The following is a 17,376-nucleotide window of genomic DNA, read 5'->3' on the forward strand; positions in this document are numbered from 1 at the left end:
CTGAAAACGCCTCCGCTCCCGGCATGGGATTGCAGACAGGCGTGGCGTTGGCGTGCACATGCGCTATGATCATGTGTTAGCCGAATCGAGGCAATGCCGATGCGCCAATATCTCGACCTGTTGAAGCATGTGCTGGAAAACGGCGCCGATCGCGGCGACCGCACCGGCACCGGCACGCGCTCGGTGTTCGGCTACCAGATGCGCTTCGATCTTTCGCGCGGCTTCCCGGTCACCACCACCAAGAAGCTGCATCTGAAGTCGATCATCCACGAACTTCTGTGGTTCCTGGCCGGCGACACCAACATCAAATATCTGAACGACAACGGCGTCACCATCTGGGACGAATGGGCCGACGAAAACGGCGATCTCGGCCCAGTCTATGGCAAGCAATGGCGTTCCTGGCCCGACGGGCATGGCGGCGCAATCGACCAGATTGCGAATCTTCTGAAGGAGATACGTAAAAATCCTAATTCGCGCCGGCTGATCGTCTCGGCCTGGAATCCGGCCGAGGTCGAGGCGATGGCGCTGCCGCCGTGCCACTGCCTGTTCCAGTTCTATGTCTCGGAAGGCCGGCTTTCCTGCCAGCTCTACCAGCGCTCGGCCGATATCTTCCTCGGCGTGCCGTTCAACATTCCTTCCTACGCGTTGCTGACACTGATGGTGGCGCAGGTGACCGGGCTGAAACCCGGCGATTTCGTCCATACGCTGGGCGACGCGCATCTCTACGCGAACCATTTCGAACAGGCGCGCGAACAGCTGCGGCGCACACCCAAGGCGCTGCCGACGATGTGGATCAACCCCGATGTGAAGGACCTTTTCGGCTTCCGTTTCGAGGACTTCCGGCTTGAGAATTATTTCGCCGACGCGAATATCAAGGCGCCGATCGCGGTGTGAACCTGCCTCGTCGGCATCAGTCGATGCCGACCATCACGTCGGAGGCCTTTACCACCGCATAGGCCTGCTTGCCCTTTTCGAGCGCGAGGTCGGCCACCGCTTCATTGGTGATCGACGCGGTGACAATGACGCCACCGCCAATGTCTATGCGGACATGCGAGGTGGTGGCTCCCTTGACGATCTCGGTTACCTTACGTTGAGGATGTTGCAGGCGCTGACCTTCATGCGTCTCTCCTTTGAACTTCGCTGTGCCGTTTCGCATCCGTTGTAGGCAGTGACCACGCTGGCGCACAATGTCATGGCAGGCGAAAAGCCTTCCCTTGTTATGTTCATCCGGATATATCGATCCGAGGCTTTGGGCCGTGCGAATTGTCAAACCGGGAGAGAGTTTATGTTGGGCAATGGTTTTGGATTGAAGGCGGCCGCCATTGGCGGTCTGACCGCAATGCTGATCGCCGCAATGCCTGCGGCCCATGCCGACGACAAGGTGATCGTGTTCGCCGCGGCGAGTCTCAAGGATGCGCTCGATGCGGTCAACAAGGCCTGCGAGCCGGAAGTCGGCGGAACGGTGACCATTTCCTACGCTGCAAGCTCGGCGCTGGCCAAGCAGATCGAAGGTGGCGCGCCCGCCGACGTCTTCGTTTCGGCCGATCTCGACTGGATGAAATATCTCTCCGACAAGAAGCTGACCAAGCCGGACACTGAAGTGAAGCTGCTCGGTAACCAGATCGTGCTGGTGGCGCCGAAAGATTCCAAGGTCGGGACGAAGGTGGAAAAAGGTTTCGATCTCGCCAAGCTCGTCGGCGACGGCAAGCTCGCGATGGGCGATTTCAAGGCGGTGCCCGCCGGCAAATACGGTAAGGCAGCGCTGGAATCGCTGGGCGTATGGTCGTCGGTGGAAGGCAAGGTCGCCCAGGCCGAGAACGTTCGCGCCGCGCTGAAGCTGGTGTCGACCGGCGAAGCGCCGCTCGGCATCGTCTATGCGACCGACGCGCATGCCGAGAAGGGCGTCAAGGTCGTCGGTACCTTCCCGGAGGATTCGCATCCGCCGATCATCTACCCGATTGCCCAAATCGCGGATTCGAAGGACAAGGATACGGCTGCCTTCCTGAAATGCGTCGAGTCGGCCAAGGCCGCCGACCTCTTCAGGGAACAGGGTTTTACGGTGCTCACGCCGAGCAACTGAGAAAGACCTGACATCGCGTATGAACTGGCTGCTGAACCTCACTCCTGATGAATGGAATGCGGTCCGGCTGTCGATCAAGGTCGCCTTGGTGGCGATGGTCTTCAGCCTGCCACCCGGCATCCTGATTGCGCTCCTGCTCGCGCGGGGGCGCTTTTGGGGCAAGACCTTGCTCAACGGCCTGGTGCACCTGCCGCTCATCCTGCCGCCCGTTGTCACCGGCTATCTCTTGCTGCTTGCATTCGGCAAACGCGGGCCGGCGGGCGCGTTCCTGGCCGAGCATTTCGGCATCGTCTTTTCCTTCCGCTGGACCGGTGCTGCGCTTGCCTGCGGCGTCATGGGCTTTCCGCTGATGGTACGCGCCATCCGGCTCTCCATCGAGGCCGTCGACCGCAAGATGGAGGCGGCCGCCGGCACGCTTGGCGCCAATCCGCTCTGGGTGTTCGCCACCATCACGCTGCCGCTGATCCTGCCTGGCCTGATCGCCGGCGCCATCCTCTCTTTTGCCAAGGCCATGGGCGAGTTCGGCGCCACGATTACCTTCGTCTCCAACATTCCGAACGAAACGCAGACATTGCCTTCGGCCATCTACACCTTCACCCAGGTGCCGGGCGGCGATGAGGGCGCACTTAGACTGACGCTGATCTCGATCGTCATCTCGATGGCGGCGCTCATCGCCTCGGAAGTGCTGGCGCGGCGCGTGGGCCGGCGGATGGACATCGAATGACGCTCGCTGTCGACATCAGCCATCGTCTGGGCGACTTCGCCGTCGAGGGGAAATTCGAGAGCGCCGGCCGGCTGACGGCGTTGTTCGGGCCCTCGGGCTCGGGCAAGTCGACGCTGATCAATCTGATTGCCGGGCTGATCCGCCCCGACAGGGGCCGCATCACGGTCGACGGGCGCATGCTGGTCGACACGGAAGCAGGCATCTTCGTGCCGATGCACAAGCGGCGGATCGGCATGGTGTTCCAGGACGCGCGGCTGTTCCCGCATATGAGCGTCGCCGGCAATCTTCGCTATGGTCGCTGGTTCACGCCGGCGGCCGAGCGCTACGCCAACATCGATGCCGTGGTCGACCTGCTCGGCATCGGCCATCTGCTCGACCGGCGGCCGGCAAAGCTGTCGGGCGGGGAAAAGCAGCGCGTGGCGATCGGCCGTGCGCTGCTCGCCAGCCCAAAACTGCTGTTGATGGACGAGCCGCTCGCCTCGCTCGACGAGGCGCGCAAGGCCGAGATCCTGCCTTATATCGAGCGGCTGCGCGACGAGACGAAAATCCCGATCGTCTATGTCAGCCATTCCATTGCCGAGGTGGCGCGGCTGGCGAGCGACGTGGTGGTGCTTGCGCAAGGCAAGGTTTCGGCCTCCGGCCCCACGGAAGCGATCATGCAGCGGCTCGACCTGTTGCCGGCGGAAGAACGTGGCGAGGGCGGCGCGGTGCTCGACGCCAAGGTGCTGCGCCACGACGAGGCATTCGGCATGACGGTGCTCGCCTCGCCGGCCGGCGAGATCCGCGTGCCGAAACTGGCGAGGCCGGTCGGCGCGCTGGTTCGCATCCGCGTCCGTGCCCGCGACGTCATGATCGCTACCGAGAAACCGACCGGCCTCAGCGCGCTCAACATCCTGCCGGGCACGATTGTCAGCATGAAGCCAGGCGAGGGCCCCGAGGTCGAGATCGGCATCGATTGCGGTGGCGTGATGGTGCTGGCGCGCATAACCGCGCAATCGCGGCAGGCGCTTGGGTTGCAATTGGGAAGCAAGGTGTTCGCTGTCATCAAGACGGTGAGTTTCGATCGGGCGAACACCGGTGCCGGCCTGTCGGTCGAAGCAAGCGTTTGAGGAATTCGATGATACCGCTATGTGCATTTGGAATAGCGATCTTTCCCAGCAAGGGCTATTCTGCCGCTGTCAAATCCGAGGAAATGAAATGCCGTCGCTCAGCCTGCGGATAAATCTCGACCCGGACGGAAGAATCGGCCCGGGCAAGATCGAGCTTCTGGAGCAGATCGCCGCCTTCGGCTCGATCTCGGCCGCGGCGCGCGGCATGGAGATGTCCTACAAACATGCCTGGGACCTGGTCGAGGACATGAACCGCGTGTTTGGCAAGCCGCTGGTTTCGGCACAGACCGGCGGCAGGAAGGGCGGCGGCGCGCAACTGACCTCGGTCGGGCTGGCGGTCGTCAGCCGGTTCCGAGCAATAGAGCGGGCCGCCGCTTCGGCCGCTTCGGTGCATATGCAGGCCCTGCAGGCCGAAATCGAGGCGGAGTAGGGCAGTAGGGCAGTAGGGCAGTAGGGCAGTAGGGCAGTAGGGCAGTAGGGCAGTAGGGCAGTAGGGCAGTAGGATGCGACGTCTCGGCGTGCTTAATCTTTCCTGCTGCCCTACTCCCCTGACTTCCGCAGCAGATACGTGTCCATGATCCAGCCCTTTTTCTTGCGAGCCTCCTCGCGAACCTTTTCGATCTCTTCGCCGACGTCACCAAGCCGGCCGGAGATGACGATCTCGTCGGGCGTGCCGAGATAGGCGCCCCACTGTATCAGGACATCCTTGTCTACAATCGTGTTGAAGGCGCATTTGCCGTCGAGCATGACAACGGTCGAGCCGGCATTGGCAGGTAAGCCTTCCTCCGTAAGGCGGCGGCCGGTGGTGACCAGGATCGAATCGCCGATGCGGTTGAGCGCGGTGGCATGCGAGGCGGCAAGCGCCTGGATGGCGGTGATGCCTGGGACGACCTCGAGTTGGAAGGCGACATTGTCCCTTTGCCGCACGCGTTCGAGGATGCGCAGCGCACTGTCATAGAGCGACGGGTCGCCCCAGATCAGGAAGGCGCCGCATCCGTCCTCGGTCAACTCGTCGCGGATCAGGCCTTCGTAGATGGCGGCAATCGCTTCATGCCAATCGTCGACCGTGGTCCGGTAGGACGATGTCGGCTCGGCGCGAACCGGAACGTCGAACTCGACCCGGCGCGATTTCGGGTTGGTGACGAAGCGATCGCAGATCTGTCGGCGCAACTCGGCGAGATCGTTCTTCTTCGCCCCCTTGTCGGGAATGAACAGCACGTCGGCCCGGTTCAGGCCGTTTATGGCCTGTACCGTCATGTGCTCGGGATTGCCGGCGCCGATGCCGATGACGAGAAGCTTGCGCATGGGGGGCACTCCTGCCTGATCGGAAACGGCCTGTCCAGATCGCCGGCGCCGCGGTGGCTCGCGACTTCAGCGCGGAAGGGCTTTGAAACGCCATGCCGACCGGATAGGTTGGCGGAGGCATTTCCGCCGGGGGGATTTTCATGTTCCGCAGCTTCCTGTTCGCAGTGCTGGCGCTTTCGGCCGCACCGGCCCTCGCCAATGATTCCACTGCCGAGCTCAGCACCGGCGGCCTGATCCTGTCGCGCAGCGATGCGGTCGCGATGCAAAGCGAGGACCTCTTCATCTCGCCGGAAAAAGTGACGGTCGACTATGTCTTCCACAACAACACCGACAAGGATGTCGATGCGATCGTCGCTTTCCCGCTGCCCGACATTTCGGGCGACCCCGAGGAAATGCCGGCGATCCCCGAGAACCAGAGCGACAATTTCCTCGGTTTCGAGCTGACGATCGACGGAGCCCCGGCAAAGCCGCAGCTCGAGCAGAAGGTGTTCGCGCTCGGCATCGATATCAGCGCCGAGCTGAAGGCGCAGAACGTTCCGTTCAACCCGTTCAGCGACGCCGCCAAGACCGCGCTGGCGAAGCTGCCAAGCGCGGTCGCCAAGGACTGGGAAAACCGCGGCATCATCATCGAGGATCCCGAGTCCGACAACAGTCCAGGCCTGACGCCGGCCTACGCGCCGTTCTGGCAGCTGCGTTCGACCTATTGGTGGCGTTCGACCTTCCCGGCCAACAAGGACGTCCATGTCTCGCACCGCTACAAGCCGAGCGTCGGCGGCACCTCCTCGGTCAGCTTCTTCTATGACGGAAAGTTCGCCGAGGGCAGCCAGTACACCACCTACAAGACGCGCTACTGCATGGATGACGCCTTCGAGAATGCAATTCGCCAGGCGGCGAAGGCTGACGGCTATCCGAAATTCTACGAAAACCGCATTGCCTACATCCTGACCACCGGCGGCAATTGGGCGGCCGGCACCATCGGCAAATTCAAGCTGACCGTCGACAAGGCCAATCCGAAAGCGCTGATCTCGTTTTGCGGCGACAATGTCAAAAAGGTCGGACCGACGACCTTCGAGATGACGGCAAAGGATTTCTATCCCGAGCATGACATCGACATCCTGCTGCTCGAGCCGTCGGACAGCAATGGCGGGGACGCCAACTGATGGAGGTTGCGATCTATGTCGCCATCGCCGAAAACGGCGTGATCGGGCGCGAAGGCGGTCTGCCCTGGCGGCTTTCCACCGATCTCAAGCGCTTCAAGGCCGATACGATGGGCAAGCCCATCATCATGGGCCGCAAGACCTATGAAGGCATCGGCAGGCCCTTGCCCGGCCGGCTCAACATCGTGGTGACGCGCGACAAGGCCTGGCGCGCCGAGGGCGTCGACGTCGCCCATTCGCTGGACGAGGCGATCACGCTGGCCAGGGTGCGCGGACGCTGCATGGCGGGCGCCGAGGAGATCTGCGTGGTTGGCGGCGGCGAAATCTATGCCCAGGCCCTGCCGCTTGCCGACCGCCTGCATGTCACGCATGTGCTGGCCGAGGTCGACGGCGACGCGCATTTCGCGCCGATCGACCCAAATGTCTGGCGGATCGTGCGTTCGGAAGATTTTCCCGCCGGCGAAAAAGACAGCCACGCGACACGCTACACGGTCTACCAGCGTCGTCGCCCAGGCGATTAAAGACGACAAACGGTCGCTACCGGCCCAAATCGGACGGCGGCGATGGCACATCGCGTTGAAAGCGTGCCAAGGCGTCCCTATAGAAGGACGACATTGCGCCGTAAGGCCCGAGGGAACCGAGCGAAAGGACATTCATGCCCTGGAACGACAAGAGCGGCGGCGGCGGCCCGTGGGGCGGCGGCAACAATCAGGGGCCTTGGGGGCAGGGACCGAAAGGGCCAAGCGGTCCGCAGGGTTCGCCTCCCGATCTCGAGGATATCATTCGTCGCGGCCAGGACAGGCTGCGGCGCGCCCTTCCGGGCGGCGGCGGCGCCAGCCCGGCGGTGCTCGGACTGATCGCGCTGGCGCTCATTGCGCTGTGGGCTTTCAAGGCGATCTATACCGTGCAGCCGGACGAGGTCGCGGTCGAACTGCGCTTCGGCAAGCCGAAGACCGAGCTTTCGCAGCCGGGCCTGCATTTCCATTGGTGGCCGATCGAAACGGTCGAAACCGCCAAGATCTCCGAACAACTGGTCAGTGTCGGCGGTGGGGCAAGCAGCGGCTCCGGCCTGATGCTCTCCGGCGACCAGAACATCGTCAACGTGCAGTTCTCGGTCGCCTATCAGGTCTCCGACCCCAAGGCTTACCTGTTCGACGTTTCCGATCCCGACGGCATGCTGTCGCAGGTCGCTGAAAGCGCGATGCGCGAAGTCGTCGGCCGGCGCCCGGCGCAGGATATCTTCCGCGACGACCGTCAGGGCATCGCAACCGGGGTGCGGGAGATCATCCAGGCAACGCTCGACGGCTACAAGACGGGTCTGCAGGTCAACGCAGTCTCGATCGAGGATGCTGCTCCGCCGCGCGAAGTGGCCGATGCGTTCGACGAGGTGCAGCGCGCCGAGCAGGACGAGGACAAGTTCGTCGAGCAGGCGAACCAGTATTCCAACCAGAAGCTCGGCCAGGCGCGTGGCCAGGCGGCTCAGGTCCGCGAAGATGCGGCCGCCTACAAGAACCGTGTCGTCCAGGAGGCGGAAGGCGAGGCGCAGCGCTTCATCTCCGTCTACAACGAATATGCCAAGGCGCCCGAAGTGACGCGCAAGCGCCTTTATCTGGAAACCATGGAGAAGATCCTGAAGGACTCGAACAAGGTCATCGTCGAACAGGGCAACGGCCAGGGCGTTCTGCCTTACCTGCCGCTGCCGGCCCTGCAGCCGAAGGCCCCGCCGGCGCCCGCCCTGGGCGCCACGACGGGAGGTAACCAGTGATGGCCAACCGTCTTCCCATCCTCGCGGTCGTCGCAGCGGTTCTTCTGTTCCTGCTCTATTCCGCGGTGTTCGTGGTCAGTGCCGGCCAGCAGGCCATCGTTTTGAGGTTCGGTGAAATCATCGACGTCAAGAGCGAGCCCGGCATCTACTTCAAGGCGCCGTTCGCCTTCTTCGACGCCGACAGCGTGCAAATGGTCGAAAAGCGGGTGATGCGCTTCGACCTCGACAACATCCGCGTCCAGGTTTCCGGCGGCAAGTTCTATGAGGTCGACGCCTTCATCGCCTACCGCATCTCGGACCCGCGTACATTCCGCGCGGCCGTGTCCGGCCAGGTCGAGCTTGCCGAAGCGCGGCTCAGGACCCGTCTCGATGCGGCGCTGCGCCGCGTCTACGGTCTGCGCGACTTCGAGGCCGCACTCTCCGAGGAGCGCGGCGTCATGATGCGCGAGGTGCGCGATCAACTGCGTCCGGACGCTACCTCGCTCGGTCTCGACATCGAGGACGTGCGCATCCGCCGTACGGATCTCACGGCGGAGGTCTCGCAGCAGACCTTTGACCGCATGAAGGCCGAACGCCTGGCGGAAGCCGAGCGGCTGAGAGCGCGCGGTAACGAAGCAGCGCAGCGCATCAAGGCGCGAGCCGATCGCGAGGTCGTAGAGATCGTTGCCGAGGCGCAGAAGGAATCGGAAATCCTGCGCGGCGAAGGCGAGGCGCAACGCAGCGCGACCTTCGCCGAAGCCTACAAGCGCGATCCGGCCTTCTTCGATTTCTACCGTTCGATGAATGCCTATGGCTCGGCGCTGGACAACACGGGAACGACGATGGTGCTGTCGCCAGAGTCCGAGTTCTTCCGCTACTTCCGCGATCCGGGCAGCAAGCCTCAGCCGGGACTGCCGGCGGCATCGCTGCCGGCGCCGGCCGCTTCCACCGCGCCGGCGGCCCCGACCGCGCAACCCAGCACCGCCCAGTAACGGGCGGTGCAGGATTTTCTGGCGGCTATTGGCCTCGTCCTGGTGATCGAAGGCCTAGTCTATGGCGGGTTTCCGGCGCTGGCCCGGAAACTCGCAACCGAAGTGCTGTCGATGCCGGAGAATGCGCTTCGCGTCGGCGGGCTGGCTGCAATCGCCGTCGGCGTCGGCGTCGTCTGGCTGGTGCGCGGGTGAAGAATTCCGCGCGGTGCGGCGGCGATTGACGATTTATCGTCAGCCGGTAGCCATAGCCGCAACAGTGCCGTATTTCTTGCCAACATGACCGGGTAGGCGTCTTTGCGGAGGCGCCTGTCCTTTTCAGACACACGCTTGTTTCAGATTTTCGGGAGGCCACGATGATATCCGACACCCTGTTGCGCGCGGCGCGGCGCACTTTCATCGCCGGCACTGCGGCGTTCGTGGTCGGCATGGTTGCCGTCCCGTCATTCGTCACGCCGACGATCGCGTCCGATGGGCCGCCTTCGGTCGCCGATCTCGCCGAACACCTGCTTGGCGCCGTGGTCAACATCTCGACCTCGCAGACGGTAAAGGGAACTGAGGGGCCGGGTGCGGTCCCGATGCCGCAACTGCCGGAGGGTTCGCCGTTCCAGGACTTTTTCGACGATTTCTTCAAGAACCGCGGCGGCGACAAGGGTGGCGCCGCGCAGAAAGTGCAGTCGCTGGGCTCCGGCTTCGTCATCGATGCCGAGCAGGGCATCGTGGTGACCAACAACCATGTCATTGCCGATGCCGACGATATCGAGGTCAATTTCTCCGACGGCATCACGTTGAAGGCGAAGCTCATCGGCACAGACACCAAGACCGACGTCGCGGTGCTGAAGGTCGAGCCGAAGGGGCATAAGCTGACGGCGGTGAAGTTCGGCGATTCCACCAAGATGCGCGTCGGCGACTGGGTGATGGCGATCGGCAACCCGTTCGGCCTCGGCGGCACGGTAACGGTCGGCATCGTCTCGGCGCGCAACCGCGATATCAATTCCGGACCCTATGACGATTTCATCCAGACCGATGCCGCCATCAACCGCGGCAATTCGGGCGGTCCGCTGTTCAACAGCACCGGTGAGGTGATCGGCATCAACACGGCGATCATCTCGCCGTCGGGCGGTTCGATCGGCATCGGCTTCTCGATCCCCTCGCAACTCGCCGCCGGCGTGGTCGACCAGCTGCGCCAGTTTGGCGAGACGCGGCGCGGCTGGCTCGGCGTGCGCATTCAGCCGGTGACCGACGACATCGCCGAAAGCCTCGGCATGGCGACGGCCAAGGGCGCGCTGGTGGCCGGCGTCATCAAGGGCGGCCCGGTCGACAACGGCACGATCCAGGCCGGCGACGTCGTCATAAAGTTCGACGGCAAGGACATCCATGAAATGCGCGACCTGCCGCGCGTCGTGGCTGAAAGCCCGGTCGGCAAGGCGGTCGACGTCGTCATCGTGCGCAAGGGCGTCGAGCAGACGGTCAAGGTCACGCTCGGCCGGCTCGAGGATGGCGAGAAACTCGCCAGCGGCGAGAACGGCAACACCGATCAGGACAATGGCGACAAGGCAACTCCGCCGGTGTCGACGGCTTCGGTGCTCGGCATGACGGTCGGCGAGCTCAACGACCAGACACGGCAGAAGTTCGGTATCGCCGCCGACGTGTCGGGCGTCGTCGTCACCGACGTCGCCAAGGACTCGGCCGCCGCCGAGCGCGGCATCCAGCCCGGCGAGGTGATCACCGAGATCGCGCAGGAATCGGTTGCCACGCCAAAGGACGTCATGGACCGGATCGGTGCATTGAAGGAGCAGGGTCGCAAGAATGCGCTGTTGATGCTGGCGTCAAAGACCGGCGAACTGCGCTTCGTGACGATCCGGATGGATTGAGTCCGACAAGCCTGGCAACCAGTTGTTTTCAAACAAAAGGGCGGTTAGCGAGCCGCCCTTTTTTGTGCCTGCCACTCGTCGCGCGACAGCCGGTAGAGCGAATGCCATTTGAGATGCGGATGGCTGTCGGGAATGTTGGGATGGTCGAAGTCGTTGGCGGGGTCGGCGCGCATGCCGAGGCGCTTCATGACCGCGGTCGAGCGGTGATTGTCGGCGACCGCGAAGGCCACGATCTCGTCCTGGTCGAGCGTTTCGAAGCCGAAGGCGAGCCAGGCTTCGGCGGCTTCCGTGACATAACCCTTGCCCCAGAATTCGGGGGCCAGCCGCCAGCCGATCTCGATCACGCCGTTGGACAGGGTGGGCACGTGATCCGTATCGAGGAGGCCGACAAAGCCGATGCATTCGCCGGTCGCGTCGATCTCGGCGGCGGCGAAGCCGTAGCCGTCCTCTTCGATCCAGCCACGGAATTCATCCATTTTGGCGTCGGCTTCGGCCCGAGTGCGGCGAAACGGAAAGAACTCCATCACGCGTTCGTCGGAGTTGATGCGGTGGAACAGCTCGCGGTCGCGATCTTCCCAATTGCGCAGGATGAGGCGCTCGGTGCGGATAGGTCTCACTCAATGAACTCCTCGCGGCGGTATCCCTGCAGATAGAGCAGCGCGGTCAGGTCGCCATGATCGATGCGGATTCTTGCCTGCTCCGCCACGGAAGGCTTTGCATGCAAGGCGACGCCGGTGCCGGCGAGGCGGATCATGTCGAGATCATTGGCGCCGTCGCCGACCGCAACGGCGTCCTCGGCCTTCACGCCAATCTTGGCCGCGATATCAAGCAGAGCCTCGGCCTTGGCGGCGCGGCCAAGGATCGGCTCGGCCACCATGCCGGTGAATTTGCCGTCCTGCTCGATCAGGCGGTTGGCGCGGTTTTCCTGGAACCCCAGCATGTCGGCGATGCGGCTGGTGAAAACATCGAAACCGCCCGAAACCAGCGCGGTCCAGGCGCCGTTGGCGCGCATCGTTCGCACCAGCGCGCGGCCGCCGGCGGCGAGCGTGAGCCGATTGGCGATGATGCGATCGACCACGGTGGTATCGAGGCCCTTCAACAAGGCAACGCGCTCGCGCAAGGCGGGCTCGAACGCGATCTCGCCATTCATCGAGCGCGCGGTGATCGCCGCGACGTGGCTTTTGACGCCGATCTCGTCGGCCAGCTCATCGATGCATTCCTGGTCGATCATGGTCGAATCCATGTCGGCAAGCAGAATCTTCTTTTTTCTGCCTTGCGCCGGCTGAACGATGACGTCGACCGGCTCGGAGGCCAGTGCCGCGCGCAGATTGGCCGTCAATGCGCCGACGTCCGGCACCTCGGGCAAAACGACATCGCAGGCAATGTTCTCGGCCAGCCAATGAACAACGCTTGCGCCCGCCGCCCGCGAGGCCATATTCGCAAGCGAGACCGACACGGCGCGGTCTTCGGGACGGGACACTATTGTGGCGATCAGCGGCATCGAAGATTCCGGCGGGCAAGCGGGCGAGGGCCGCGTGAAAAACGCGATCCTGATAGCCGGGCCGACCGCCAGCGGCAAGTCGGCGCTGGCGCTTGATCTTGCCGAGCGCCAGGGCGCGGTCATCGTCAACACCGATTCCATGCAGGGCTATTCGGTGCTCGATGTGCTGACAGCGCGGCCGAGCGCTGCCGAAATGGCGCGCGCGCCGCACTTCCTCTACGGCCATGTGCATCCCTCGACAGCCTATTCGACCGGCGCCTGGCTGCGCGATGTGACGAAGCTGATCGATGAGGGTGTTCTGTCGGGCCGTGCCGTCATATTCGTCGGCGGCACCGGGCTTTACTTCCGCGCGCTGGCCGAAGGCATTTCGGACATGCCCGACATTCCGCAGGCAGTGCGGGACCGCTGGCGTTACGAACTCAAGGAACAAGGCGCCGAGCGGCTGCATCGCTTGCTGATGCGCGAGGATTCGGCTGTCGCCATGCAACTCAAAGCCACCGACAGTCAGCGTATCGTGCGCGCGCTCGAAGTGCTCGATGCCTCGGGGCGCTCCATCCTGGAATGGCAGGCGGCGCGCTGCCGGCCACTGATCGATCGCGGCAGCGCGCGCTTCCTGGTGATCGAGCCGGACCGGGCTGAGCTGGTGCGGCGCATCGAAGTTCGTTTCGACCAGATGCTCGACAAGGGCGCGCTCGACGAAGTCCGCCAACTGACGGCGCTCGACCTCGATCCCGCGCTGCCGGCCTTAAAAGCGATCGGCGTGCGCGAATTGCAGGCGGCGATGGCCGGGCAAACAGGATTTCCCGAAGCGATCGAACGCGCCAAGATCGCAACCCGCCAATATGCCAAGCGCCAGGCGACCTGGTTCAGGAATCAGCTGGGAGTGGAATGGCGCAGATTGCGGCCGGGTGACGACCTCGCGGTCTGATCCAATACCATTTTCAATCAGAGCCTTAAAATCTTCGCGCGTTCTTCTCGCCAGGGTTGTTACGGTTAACCCTCCGTAAGGCCGGCCATGCCATAACCCCAAAGGTTACAGTGCGGCGGGGAGTTGATGCGTTTCCACAAGGCGGAATCCGCTTTTTTCGTCTTTATTTTCGTGATCCTGGCCGCCGGCCTGGTGACATTCCATGCCTATGGCCAGTTGCAGGGCATCGCCACCGACCTCGATACCGCATCACGTGTCGATAGGATCATCTACCTCAACAAATTGCTGTTCGTGACCGGAGCGCTGCTGGCGACGGCGATGTTCTTCGGGACTTTCTTCATCTACCCGCTGATCCGCGGGCAGGTGCGGGAAGAAGGCAAGCTGCGCGCCATGACGGTGTCGCTCAGCGCTCGTTCACAGACGCTGGAGCAGGCGGCGCTCACGGACGGCCTGACCGGCATGCAGAATCGCCGCTACTTCGACGACGCCTTGCGCGAGTATCTCGAGGAATTCCGTCGCATCGACAGGCCGGTCGGGCTGATGATCCTCGACCTCGACCATTTCAAGCAGGTCAACGACACGCATGGTCACGATGTCGGCGACGAGGTGCTGAGAGCCGTCGCCTCGTGCCTCAGGGGCATGACGCGCTATCACGACGTGGTGGCGCGCCTGGGCGGCGAAGAATTTGCGGTGGTCACGCCCAACATGGACGCCGAACTGCTTGCCCGTTTCGCCGAGCGCATCCGCAAGGCGATCGCCAACATGTCGGTTCTGTCCGGCAATGTGCGGCTGAAGGTCACCACCAGCGTCGGTCTTGCCGTCTGGGATCACAAGGAAAGCGCTGAGGATTTCTATCGCCGCGCCGATCGCCAGCTCTACGAGGCAAAGAAGCAAGGCCGCAACCGCGTCTGCGCCTAAAATCTCATCATTAAATTCGTGAGGCTGGCCGCATGCCGCCGTTTGCTGCGCTTCCGGTGCTCACGGACTTAGTGTCCGCTCCGCTCCGGTTCTCGCAAACGGCACCATTCGACTCAGCCTGACAAATTCCCTATCGGAATTTGGCAGTGTCTGCGCCGTTGATCGATTAATCGTTCTGTTGGCGGATGCCGAAGGTGGCTGGCTTCAGGCCATAGCGCAGGTCGAAATCCTCGTCCGCCGGCAATCGCGCTGCGGCCGGCTTTCGATAGTCGGCGTCGCCGGCCTGGCGGGAAGAGTCCACCGTTTCGGCGAAGGCCATGGACTGCTGCGGTTTGGGCACATTGCGCAGGCGCTCGACGATCATGGCGAGATCGACATCGTTGCCTTCCTCGGCTGCCACGCTCTGCTCGCGTTGCGAGGTGCCTGGGATGAACTCCTGCGGCAGCTTCTCGAACTTGAGCCGCATCGTCGTCGCGACACCTTCGCCGAAAGCGATGGCTTCGCGCTGCCCCATCGAGGACAGGAACGCCAGCGTCGAGGCCGAGGAGTCCGCGATGGCGGAGCGGATGATCGCCTGGTCCTGCTCATTGGCAAGCCGCATGGCGAAGAAGGTCGAGCACTGCGACAGGATGGTCGGGTCGAGCTCGCCCGGGCGCTGGGTGACGACGCCGAGATAGCAGCCGTATTTGCGGCCTTCCTTGGCAATGCGTGACAGAGCGTGCCTGGTTGGCGCAAAGCCCAGGCGCGCGTCGGCCGGCATATAGCGGTGCGCCTCTTCGCAAAGCAGCAGCAGCTTCAGCCGGCCCTCGCTCCACAGAGCGAGATCGAAAGCCAGGCGCGCCAGCACCGAGCAAACCGAATTGACGACCTCCGACGGCATGCCCGCCATCTCGAAGCAGGTCACCGGGCGGCCGTGGTGGGGGACGCGGAAGATATTGCCGATCGTTTCGTGGATCGTGTCCTCGATCAGCCGCGAATTGAACATGAAGCGGTACCGCGGATCGGCCGCCGCCGATTCGATGCGGGTCTTCAGCGAGCGCAAGGTCGGACGGTCGTTCTTGCTCTCCAGCAAGCCCATGCGCTCGTCGATCTGCTTGATCAGATCGGCGATGCGGTACGGCACCGGCGTATCGGCCGTCAGTGCGTCGCTGCCGCGCCTGATATAGCTGCCGGAACTCGGGTTGCGATAGAGGTTCTTGGCGACCGGGATCAGGTCGCGCAGGACATCGACTTCCTCCGGGACTATCTCGCGCCCGCGAAACAGCACTTCGGTGAATTCCTCCAGCCTGAACATCCAGAACGGCAGGTCGAGCGTCTTGGAATCGACCTTCACGCAATATTCCGGCAACGAGGCGGCGAATTCATTATGCGGGTCGAGGATGAGGACGCGCAGGTCCGGTCGCGCTTCGATCGACTTACGCAACAGCAGCGAGACGGCGGTGGATTTGCCGACGCCGGTGGTGCCGACGATGGCGAAATGGCGGGCCAGCGTATCGTCGATGGCAATCTTGGCATCGATCGACTCGTCCTGCGACAGGCTGCCGATGGTGACCGAGTGGCGCCCGGCGAGATCGTAGACTGCCTGCAGGTCGCGGGTGCGGATGCGATGCGCGATGGCGCCGATATGCGGGTAAGTGGTGATGCCTCGGTCAAATACCGGCTTGGCGCCTGGATCGATCCCGTCACGCACTTCGCCGATCAGCTCGATCGAGACCTCGATCGGGTTCTGGCCTTCGTTGCTCCAGGCGCGATCCGACTTGCCGATCGCGTAGACCAGGCCGACCGTGCGCGTGGCGCCGAGATTGATGGAGATCATCTTGCCGACGGTCCACAGGCCGGTGACCGCGCCTTCGGTATCCTCAGCATAGGCGCTGATGGTGGCACGCGCGCCATCGCACTGCACGACGTTGCCCAGAATGCGTTTGTCGTTCAGTTCCGCGTTGCGACGTTCCTGCGAGGTCAGTTCTCCAACCGAGGCTTCGCGTTCGACGAACATTGTGACTGTCCCATTCCCCTGGAGCGTCAACCCTATGCGATCGGGGTTAAAGTCAGGTGATGTCGAATGGTGTAGGCGCCGTTAAGCCGATCGGCGCAATTGGATCGAATCCCCTCTTTCCAGGCCAAGCAATTTCGATATACTGGACGAATGGACGATATAACGAACGACATTGCCGTCACCATCGGCAGGCGGATACACGCTGAAAGGACGATGCGAGACTGGTCACTGGCGGAGCTTGCCGAGCGCTCCGGCGTCTCGAAGGCGATGCTGAGCGCGGTCGAACGCGGCATGACCAGCCCCACCGCCGTGCTCCTGGTGCGCATCGCCTCGGCCTTCGGCATGACCTTGTCGACATTGATCGCGCGAGCCGAGATGCAAGGCGGTGGCCTGTTGCGCAAGGACGCGCAGCCGCTCTGGCGGGATCCCCAGACCGGCTATGTCAGGCGCCATCTGTCGCCGGCAGCGCAGATGCCGCTCGAACTGATCAGGGTCAGCCTGCCGGCGGGCGCCAAAGTGAGCTTGCCGGCGTCGTCCTACGCCTTCATCAAGCAGCAGATATGGTTGATCAGCGGCAGGCTCGACTTCACCGAGGGAGACGTCGTGCACAGGCTGGAGCCCGGCGACTGCCTGGCGCTTGGGGCGCCGAGCGACTGCGTTTTCCACGCTCCCGGGCCGGATGCGGCCGACTATCTCGTGGCGCTGGTCAGGGACTGATCCCGGTGCCTCGCCGACCCAAACGCTCGCACAATGGCGGGCCGCCGCTCACGGACTATGTCGGTCCACCCTGGGGCGAGGGGGACGCCTATCTCTTCCTCGCCTGGCGCGCCGCGCATGACAAAGCCTGGAAAGCGCCCAGCCAGGCCATCATGCTGATGCGCCTGGAAAGAGCCGAGCGGCTCGGTCTCACCTATGAGGAATACACGCTCGAGATCCTGGAGCGCGGGCGTCACCTTGGCGAGGAAGACGCCGAACGCATCGCCGAAATCCGGCGGGCGCGGCGGCGCAAGCGGCACAGCCATTTCGAATGACGGAGAGCCGGAGTCCAGCC

General features: G+C 63.4%; 19 protein-coding genes and 1 pseudogene. 15 read left to right on the forward strand and 5 right to left on the reverse strand.

The features are described 5' to 3' along the window. Nucleotides 1–99 precede the first annotated feature (99 nt). Nucleotides 100–894, forward strand: coding sequence for a thymidylate synthase (locus AB6802_RS12180; protein WP_371010341.1), 795 nt, complete (start codon nucleotides 100–102; stop codon nucleotides 892–894). 16 nt (nucleotides 895–910) lie between these two features. Here AB6802_RS12180 and AB6802_RS12185 read toward each other — a convergent pair. Then, a pseudogene (locus AB6802_RS12185) lies at nucleotides 911–1,119 on the reverse strand (molybdopterin-binding protein). Nucleotides 1,120–1,285: 166 nt separating this feature from the next. Between AB6802_RS12185 and modA the strand changes: the two are divergent. The 4 genes from modA (at nucleotide 1,286) to AB6802_RS12205 (ending at nucleotide 4,343) form a co-directional block, all read left to right on the forward strand. After that, entirely contained in the window at nucleotides 1,286–2,080 is a 795-nt protein-coding gene (gene modA, locus AB6802_RS12190; protein ID WP_371010342.1) for a molybdate ABC transporter substrate-binding protein, read from the forward strand. Nucleotides 2,081–2,099: 19 nt separating this feature from the next. Continuing rightward, nucleotides 2,100–2,804 (forward strand): molybdate ABC transporter permease subunit, encoded by a 705-nt coding sequence (gene modB, locus AB6802_RS12195; protein ID WP_371010343.1) that lies wholly within the window; start codon nucleotides 2,100–2,102, stop codon nucleotides 2,802–2,804. Next, nucleotides 2,801–3,913 (forward strand): molybdenum ABC transporter ATP-binding protein, encoded by a 1,113-nt coding sequence (gene modC / locus AB6802_RS12200; protein ID WP_371010344.1) that lies wholly within the window; start codon nucleotides 2,801–2,803, stop codon nucleotides 3,911–3,913. Before modB ends, modC begins: the two co-directional genes overlap by 4 nt. A gap of 88 nt (nucleotides 3,914–4,001) precedes the next feature. Continuing rightward, nucleotides 4,002–4,343, forward strand: coding sequence for a winged helix-turn-helix domain-containing protein (locus AB6802_RS12205; RefSeq protein ID WP_371010345.1), 342 nt, complete (start codon nucleotides 4,002–4,004; stop codon nucleotides 4,341–4,343). Between the two features lie 110 nt (nucleotides 4,344–4,453). Here the strand turns inward: AB6802_RS12205 and cobF are convergent, their stop codons facing one another. After that, nucleotides 4,454–5,218 (reverse strand): precorrin-6A synthase (deacetylating), encoded by a 765-nt coding sequence (cobF, locus tag AB6802_RS12210; RefSeq protein WP_371010346.1) that lies wholly within the window; start codon nucleotides 5,216–5,218, stop codon nucleotides 4,454–4,456. Nucleotides 5,219–5,358: 140 nt separating this feature from the next. Here cobF and AB6802_RS12215 point away from each other — a divergent pair, with 140 nt between their 5' ends. The 6 genes from AB6802_RS12215 (at nucleotide 5,359) to AB6802_RS12240 (ending at nucleotide 10,982) form a co-directional block, all read left to right on the forward strand. Beyond that, nucleotides 5,359–6,378: a DUF4424 domain-containing protein gene (locus AB6802_RS12215; protein ID WP_371010347.1), complete on the forward strand. Its 1,020-nt coding sequence runs from the start codon at nucleotides 5,359–5,361 to the stop codon at nucleotides 6,376–6,378. Then, nucleotides 6,378–6,896, forward strand: a complete 519-nt coding sequence (locus AB6802_RS12220) for a dihydrofolate reductase (RefSeq protein WP_371010348.1) — start codon at nucleotides 6,378–6,380, stop codon at nucleotides 6,894–6,896. The genes AB6802_RS12215 and AB6802_RS12220 overlap by 1 nt, the downstream gene beginning before the upstream one ends. Before the next feature lie 134 nt (nucleotides 6,897–7,030). Further along, nucleotides 7,031–8,140, forward strand: a complete 1,110-nt coding sequence (gene hflK / locus AB6802_RS12225; RefSeq protein WP_371010349.1) for an FtsH protease activity modulator HflK — start codon at nucleotides 7,031–7,033, stop codon at nucleotides 8,138–8,140. Beyond that, entirely contained in the window at nucleotides 8,140–9,111 is a 972-nt protein-coding gene (gene hflC, locus AB6802_RS12230; RefSeq protein ID WP_371010350.1) for a protease modulator HflC, read from the forward strand. The genes hflK and hflC overlap by 1 nt, the downstream gene beginning before the upstream one ends. Before the next feature lie 6 nt (nucleotides 9,112–9,117). After that, entirely contained in the window at nucleotides 9,118–9,303 is a 186-nt protein-coding gene (locus AB6802_RS12235; protein WP_371010351.1) for a DUF2065 domain-containing protein, read from the forward strand. Nucleotides 9,304–9,464: 161 nt separating this feature from the next. After that, on the forward strand, nucleotides 9,465–10,982 hold the full coding sequence (locus AB6802_RS12240; protein ID WP_371010352.1) for a DegQ family serine endoprotease: 1,518 nt from the start codon (nucleotides 9,465–9,467) through the stop codon (nucleotides 10,980–10,982). 44 nt (nucleotides 10,983–11,026) lie between these two features. Here the strand turns inward: AB6802_RS12240 and AB6802_RS12245 are convergent, their stop codons facing one another. Then, nucleotides 11,027–11,599: a GNAT family N-acetyltransferase gene (locus AB6802_RS12245; protein ID WP_371010353.1), complete on the reverse strand. Its 573-nt coding sequence runs from the start codon at nucleotides 11,597–11,599 to the stop codon at nucleotides 11,027–11,029. Further along, complete coding sequence (serB, locus tag AB6802_RS12250) at nucleotides 11,596–12,483, reverse strand: phosphoserine phosphatase SerB (protein ID WP_371010354.1); 888 nt, start codon at nucleotides 12,481–12,483, stop codon at nucleotides 11,596–11,598. The genes AB6802_RS12245 and serB overlap by 4 nt, the downstream gene beginning before the upstream one ends. Between serB and miaA the strand changes: the two genes are divergently transcribed. Beyond that, nucleotides 12,473–13,411: a tRNA (adenosine(37)-N6)-dimethylallyltransferase MiaA gene (miaA, locus tag AB6802_RS12255; RefSeq protein ID WP_371010474.1), complete on the forward strand. Its 939-nt coding sequence runs from the start codon at nucleotides 12,473–12,475 to the stop codon at nucleotides 13,409–13,411. The two genes, serB and miaA, sit on opposite strands and share 11 nt — an antisense overlap. 126 nt (nucleotides 13,412–13,537) lie before the next feature. Continuing rightward, nucleotides 13,538–14,329, forward strand: a complete 792-nt coding sequence (locus tag AB6802_RS12260) for a GGDEF domain-containing protein (RefSeq protein ID WP_371010355.1) — start codon at nucleotides 13,538–13,540, stop codon at nucleotides 14,327–14,329. A gap of 166 nt (nucleotides 14,330–14,495) precedes the next feature. Here the strand turns inward: AB6802_RS12260 and AB6802_RS12265 are convergent, their stop codons facing one another. Further along, the gene (locus AB6802_RS12265; protein WP_371010356.1) at nucleotides 14,496–16,325 is read right to left on the reverse strand and encodes an ATP-binding protein; all 1,830 of its coding nucleotides are present in this window, start codon (nucleotides 16,323–16,325) and stop codon (nucleotides 14,496–14,498) included. A gap of 150 nt (nucleotides 16,326–16,475) precedes the next feature. Between AB6802_RS12265 and AB6802_RS12270 the strand changes: the two genes are divergently transcribed. Both AB6802_RS12270 and AB6802_RS12275 read left to right on the forward strand, forming a co-directional pair. Beyond that, a complete protein-coding gene (locus tag AB6802_RS12270; protein ID WP_371010357.1) occupies nucleotides 16,476–17,042 on the forward strand; it encodes a helix-turn-helix domain-containing protein in 567 nt (188 codons plus the stop codon). A gap of 5 nt (nucleotides 17,043–17,047) precedes the next feature. Further along, complete coding sequence (locus AB6802_RS12275; protein ID WP_371010358.1) at nucleotides 17,048–17,356, forward strand: hypothetical protein; 309 nt, start codon at nucleotides 17,048–17,050, stop codon at nucleotides 17,354–17,356. Nucleotides 17,357–17,376: the final 20 nt, after the last annotated feature.

This window comes from Mesorhizobium sp. RCC_202, assembly GCF_041355295.1.
Classification (GTDB): domain Bacteria; phylum Pseudomonadota; class Alphaproteobacteria; order Rhizobiales; family Rhizobiaceae; genus Mesorhizobium.

What these genes read in the sequence shown, in the direction of transcription:
- AB6802_RS12205 (WP_371010345.1), top strand. Translation starts at nt 4,002, where the DNA reads ATGCCGTCGCTCAGCCTGCGGATAAATCTCGACCCGGACGGAAGAATC.
- AB6802_RS12260 (WP_371010355.1), top strand. Translation starts at nt 13,538, where the DNA reads ATGCGTTTCCACAAGGCGGAATCCGCTTTTTTCGTCTTTATTTTCGTG.
- AB6802_RS12270 (WP_371010357.1), top strand. Translation starts at nt 16,476, where the DNA reads ATGGACGATATAACGAACGACATTGCCGTCACCATCGGCAGGCGGATA.
- modB (WP_371010343.1), top strand. Translation starts at nt 2,100, where the DNA reads ATGAACTGGCTGCTGAACCTCACTCCTGATGAATGGAATGCGGTCCGG.
- hflC (WP_371010350.1), top strand. Translation starts at nt 8,140, where the DNA reads ATGGCCAACCGTCTTCCCATCCTCGCGGTCGTCGCAGCGGTTCTTCTG.
- modA (WP_371010342.1), top strand. Translation starts at nt 1,286, where the DNA reads ATGTTGGGCAATGGTTTTGGATTGAAGGCGGCCGCCATTGGCGGTCTG.
- AB6802_RS12215 (WP_371010347.1), top strand. Translation starts at nt 5,359, where the DNA reads ATGTTCCGCAGCTTCCTGTTCGCAGTGCTGGCGCTTTCGGCCGCACCG.
- AB6802_RS12265 (WP_371010356.1), bottom strand. Translation starts at nt 16,325, where the DNA reads ATGTTCGTCGAACGCGAAGCCTCGGTTGGAGAACTGACCTCGCAGGAA.
- modC (WP_371010344.1), top strand. Translation starts at nt 2,801, where the DNA reads ATGACGCTCGCTGTCGACATCAGCCATCGTCTGGGCGACTTCGCCGTC.
- AB6802_RS12240 (WP_371010352.1), top strand. Translation starts at nt 9,465, where the DNA reads ATGATATCCGACACCCTGTTGCGCGCGGCGCGGCGCACTTTCATCGCC.
- AB6802_RS12180 (WP_371010341.1), top strand. Translation starts at nt 100, where the DNA reads ATGCGCCAATATCTCGACCTGTTGAAGCATGTGCTGGAAAACGGCGCC.
- serB (WP_371010354.1), bottom strand. Translation starts at nt 12,483, where the DNA reads ATGCCGCTGATCGCCACAATAGTGTCCCGTCCCGAAGACCGCGCCGTG.
- hflK (WP_371010349.1), top strand. Translation starts at nt 7,031, where the DNA reads ATGCCCTGGAACGACAAGAGCGGCGGCGGCGGCCCGTGGGGCGGCGGC.
- AB6802_RS12220 (WP_371010348.1), top strand. Translation starts at nt 6,378, where the DNA reads ATGGAGGTTGCGATCTATGTCGCCATCGCCGAAAACGGCGTGATCGGG.
- cobF (WP_371010346.1), bottom strand. Translation starts at nt 5,218, where the DNA reads ATGCGCAAGCTTCTCGTCATCGGCATCGGCGCCGGCAATCCCGAGCAC.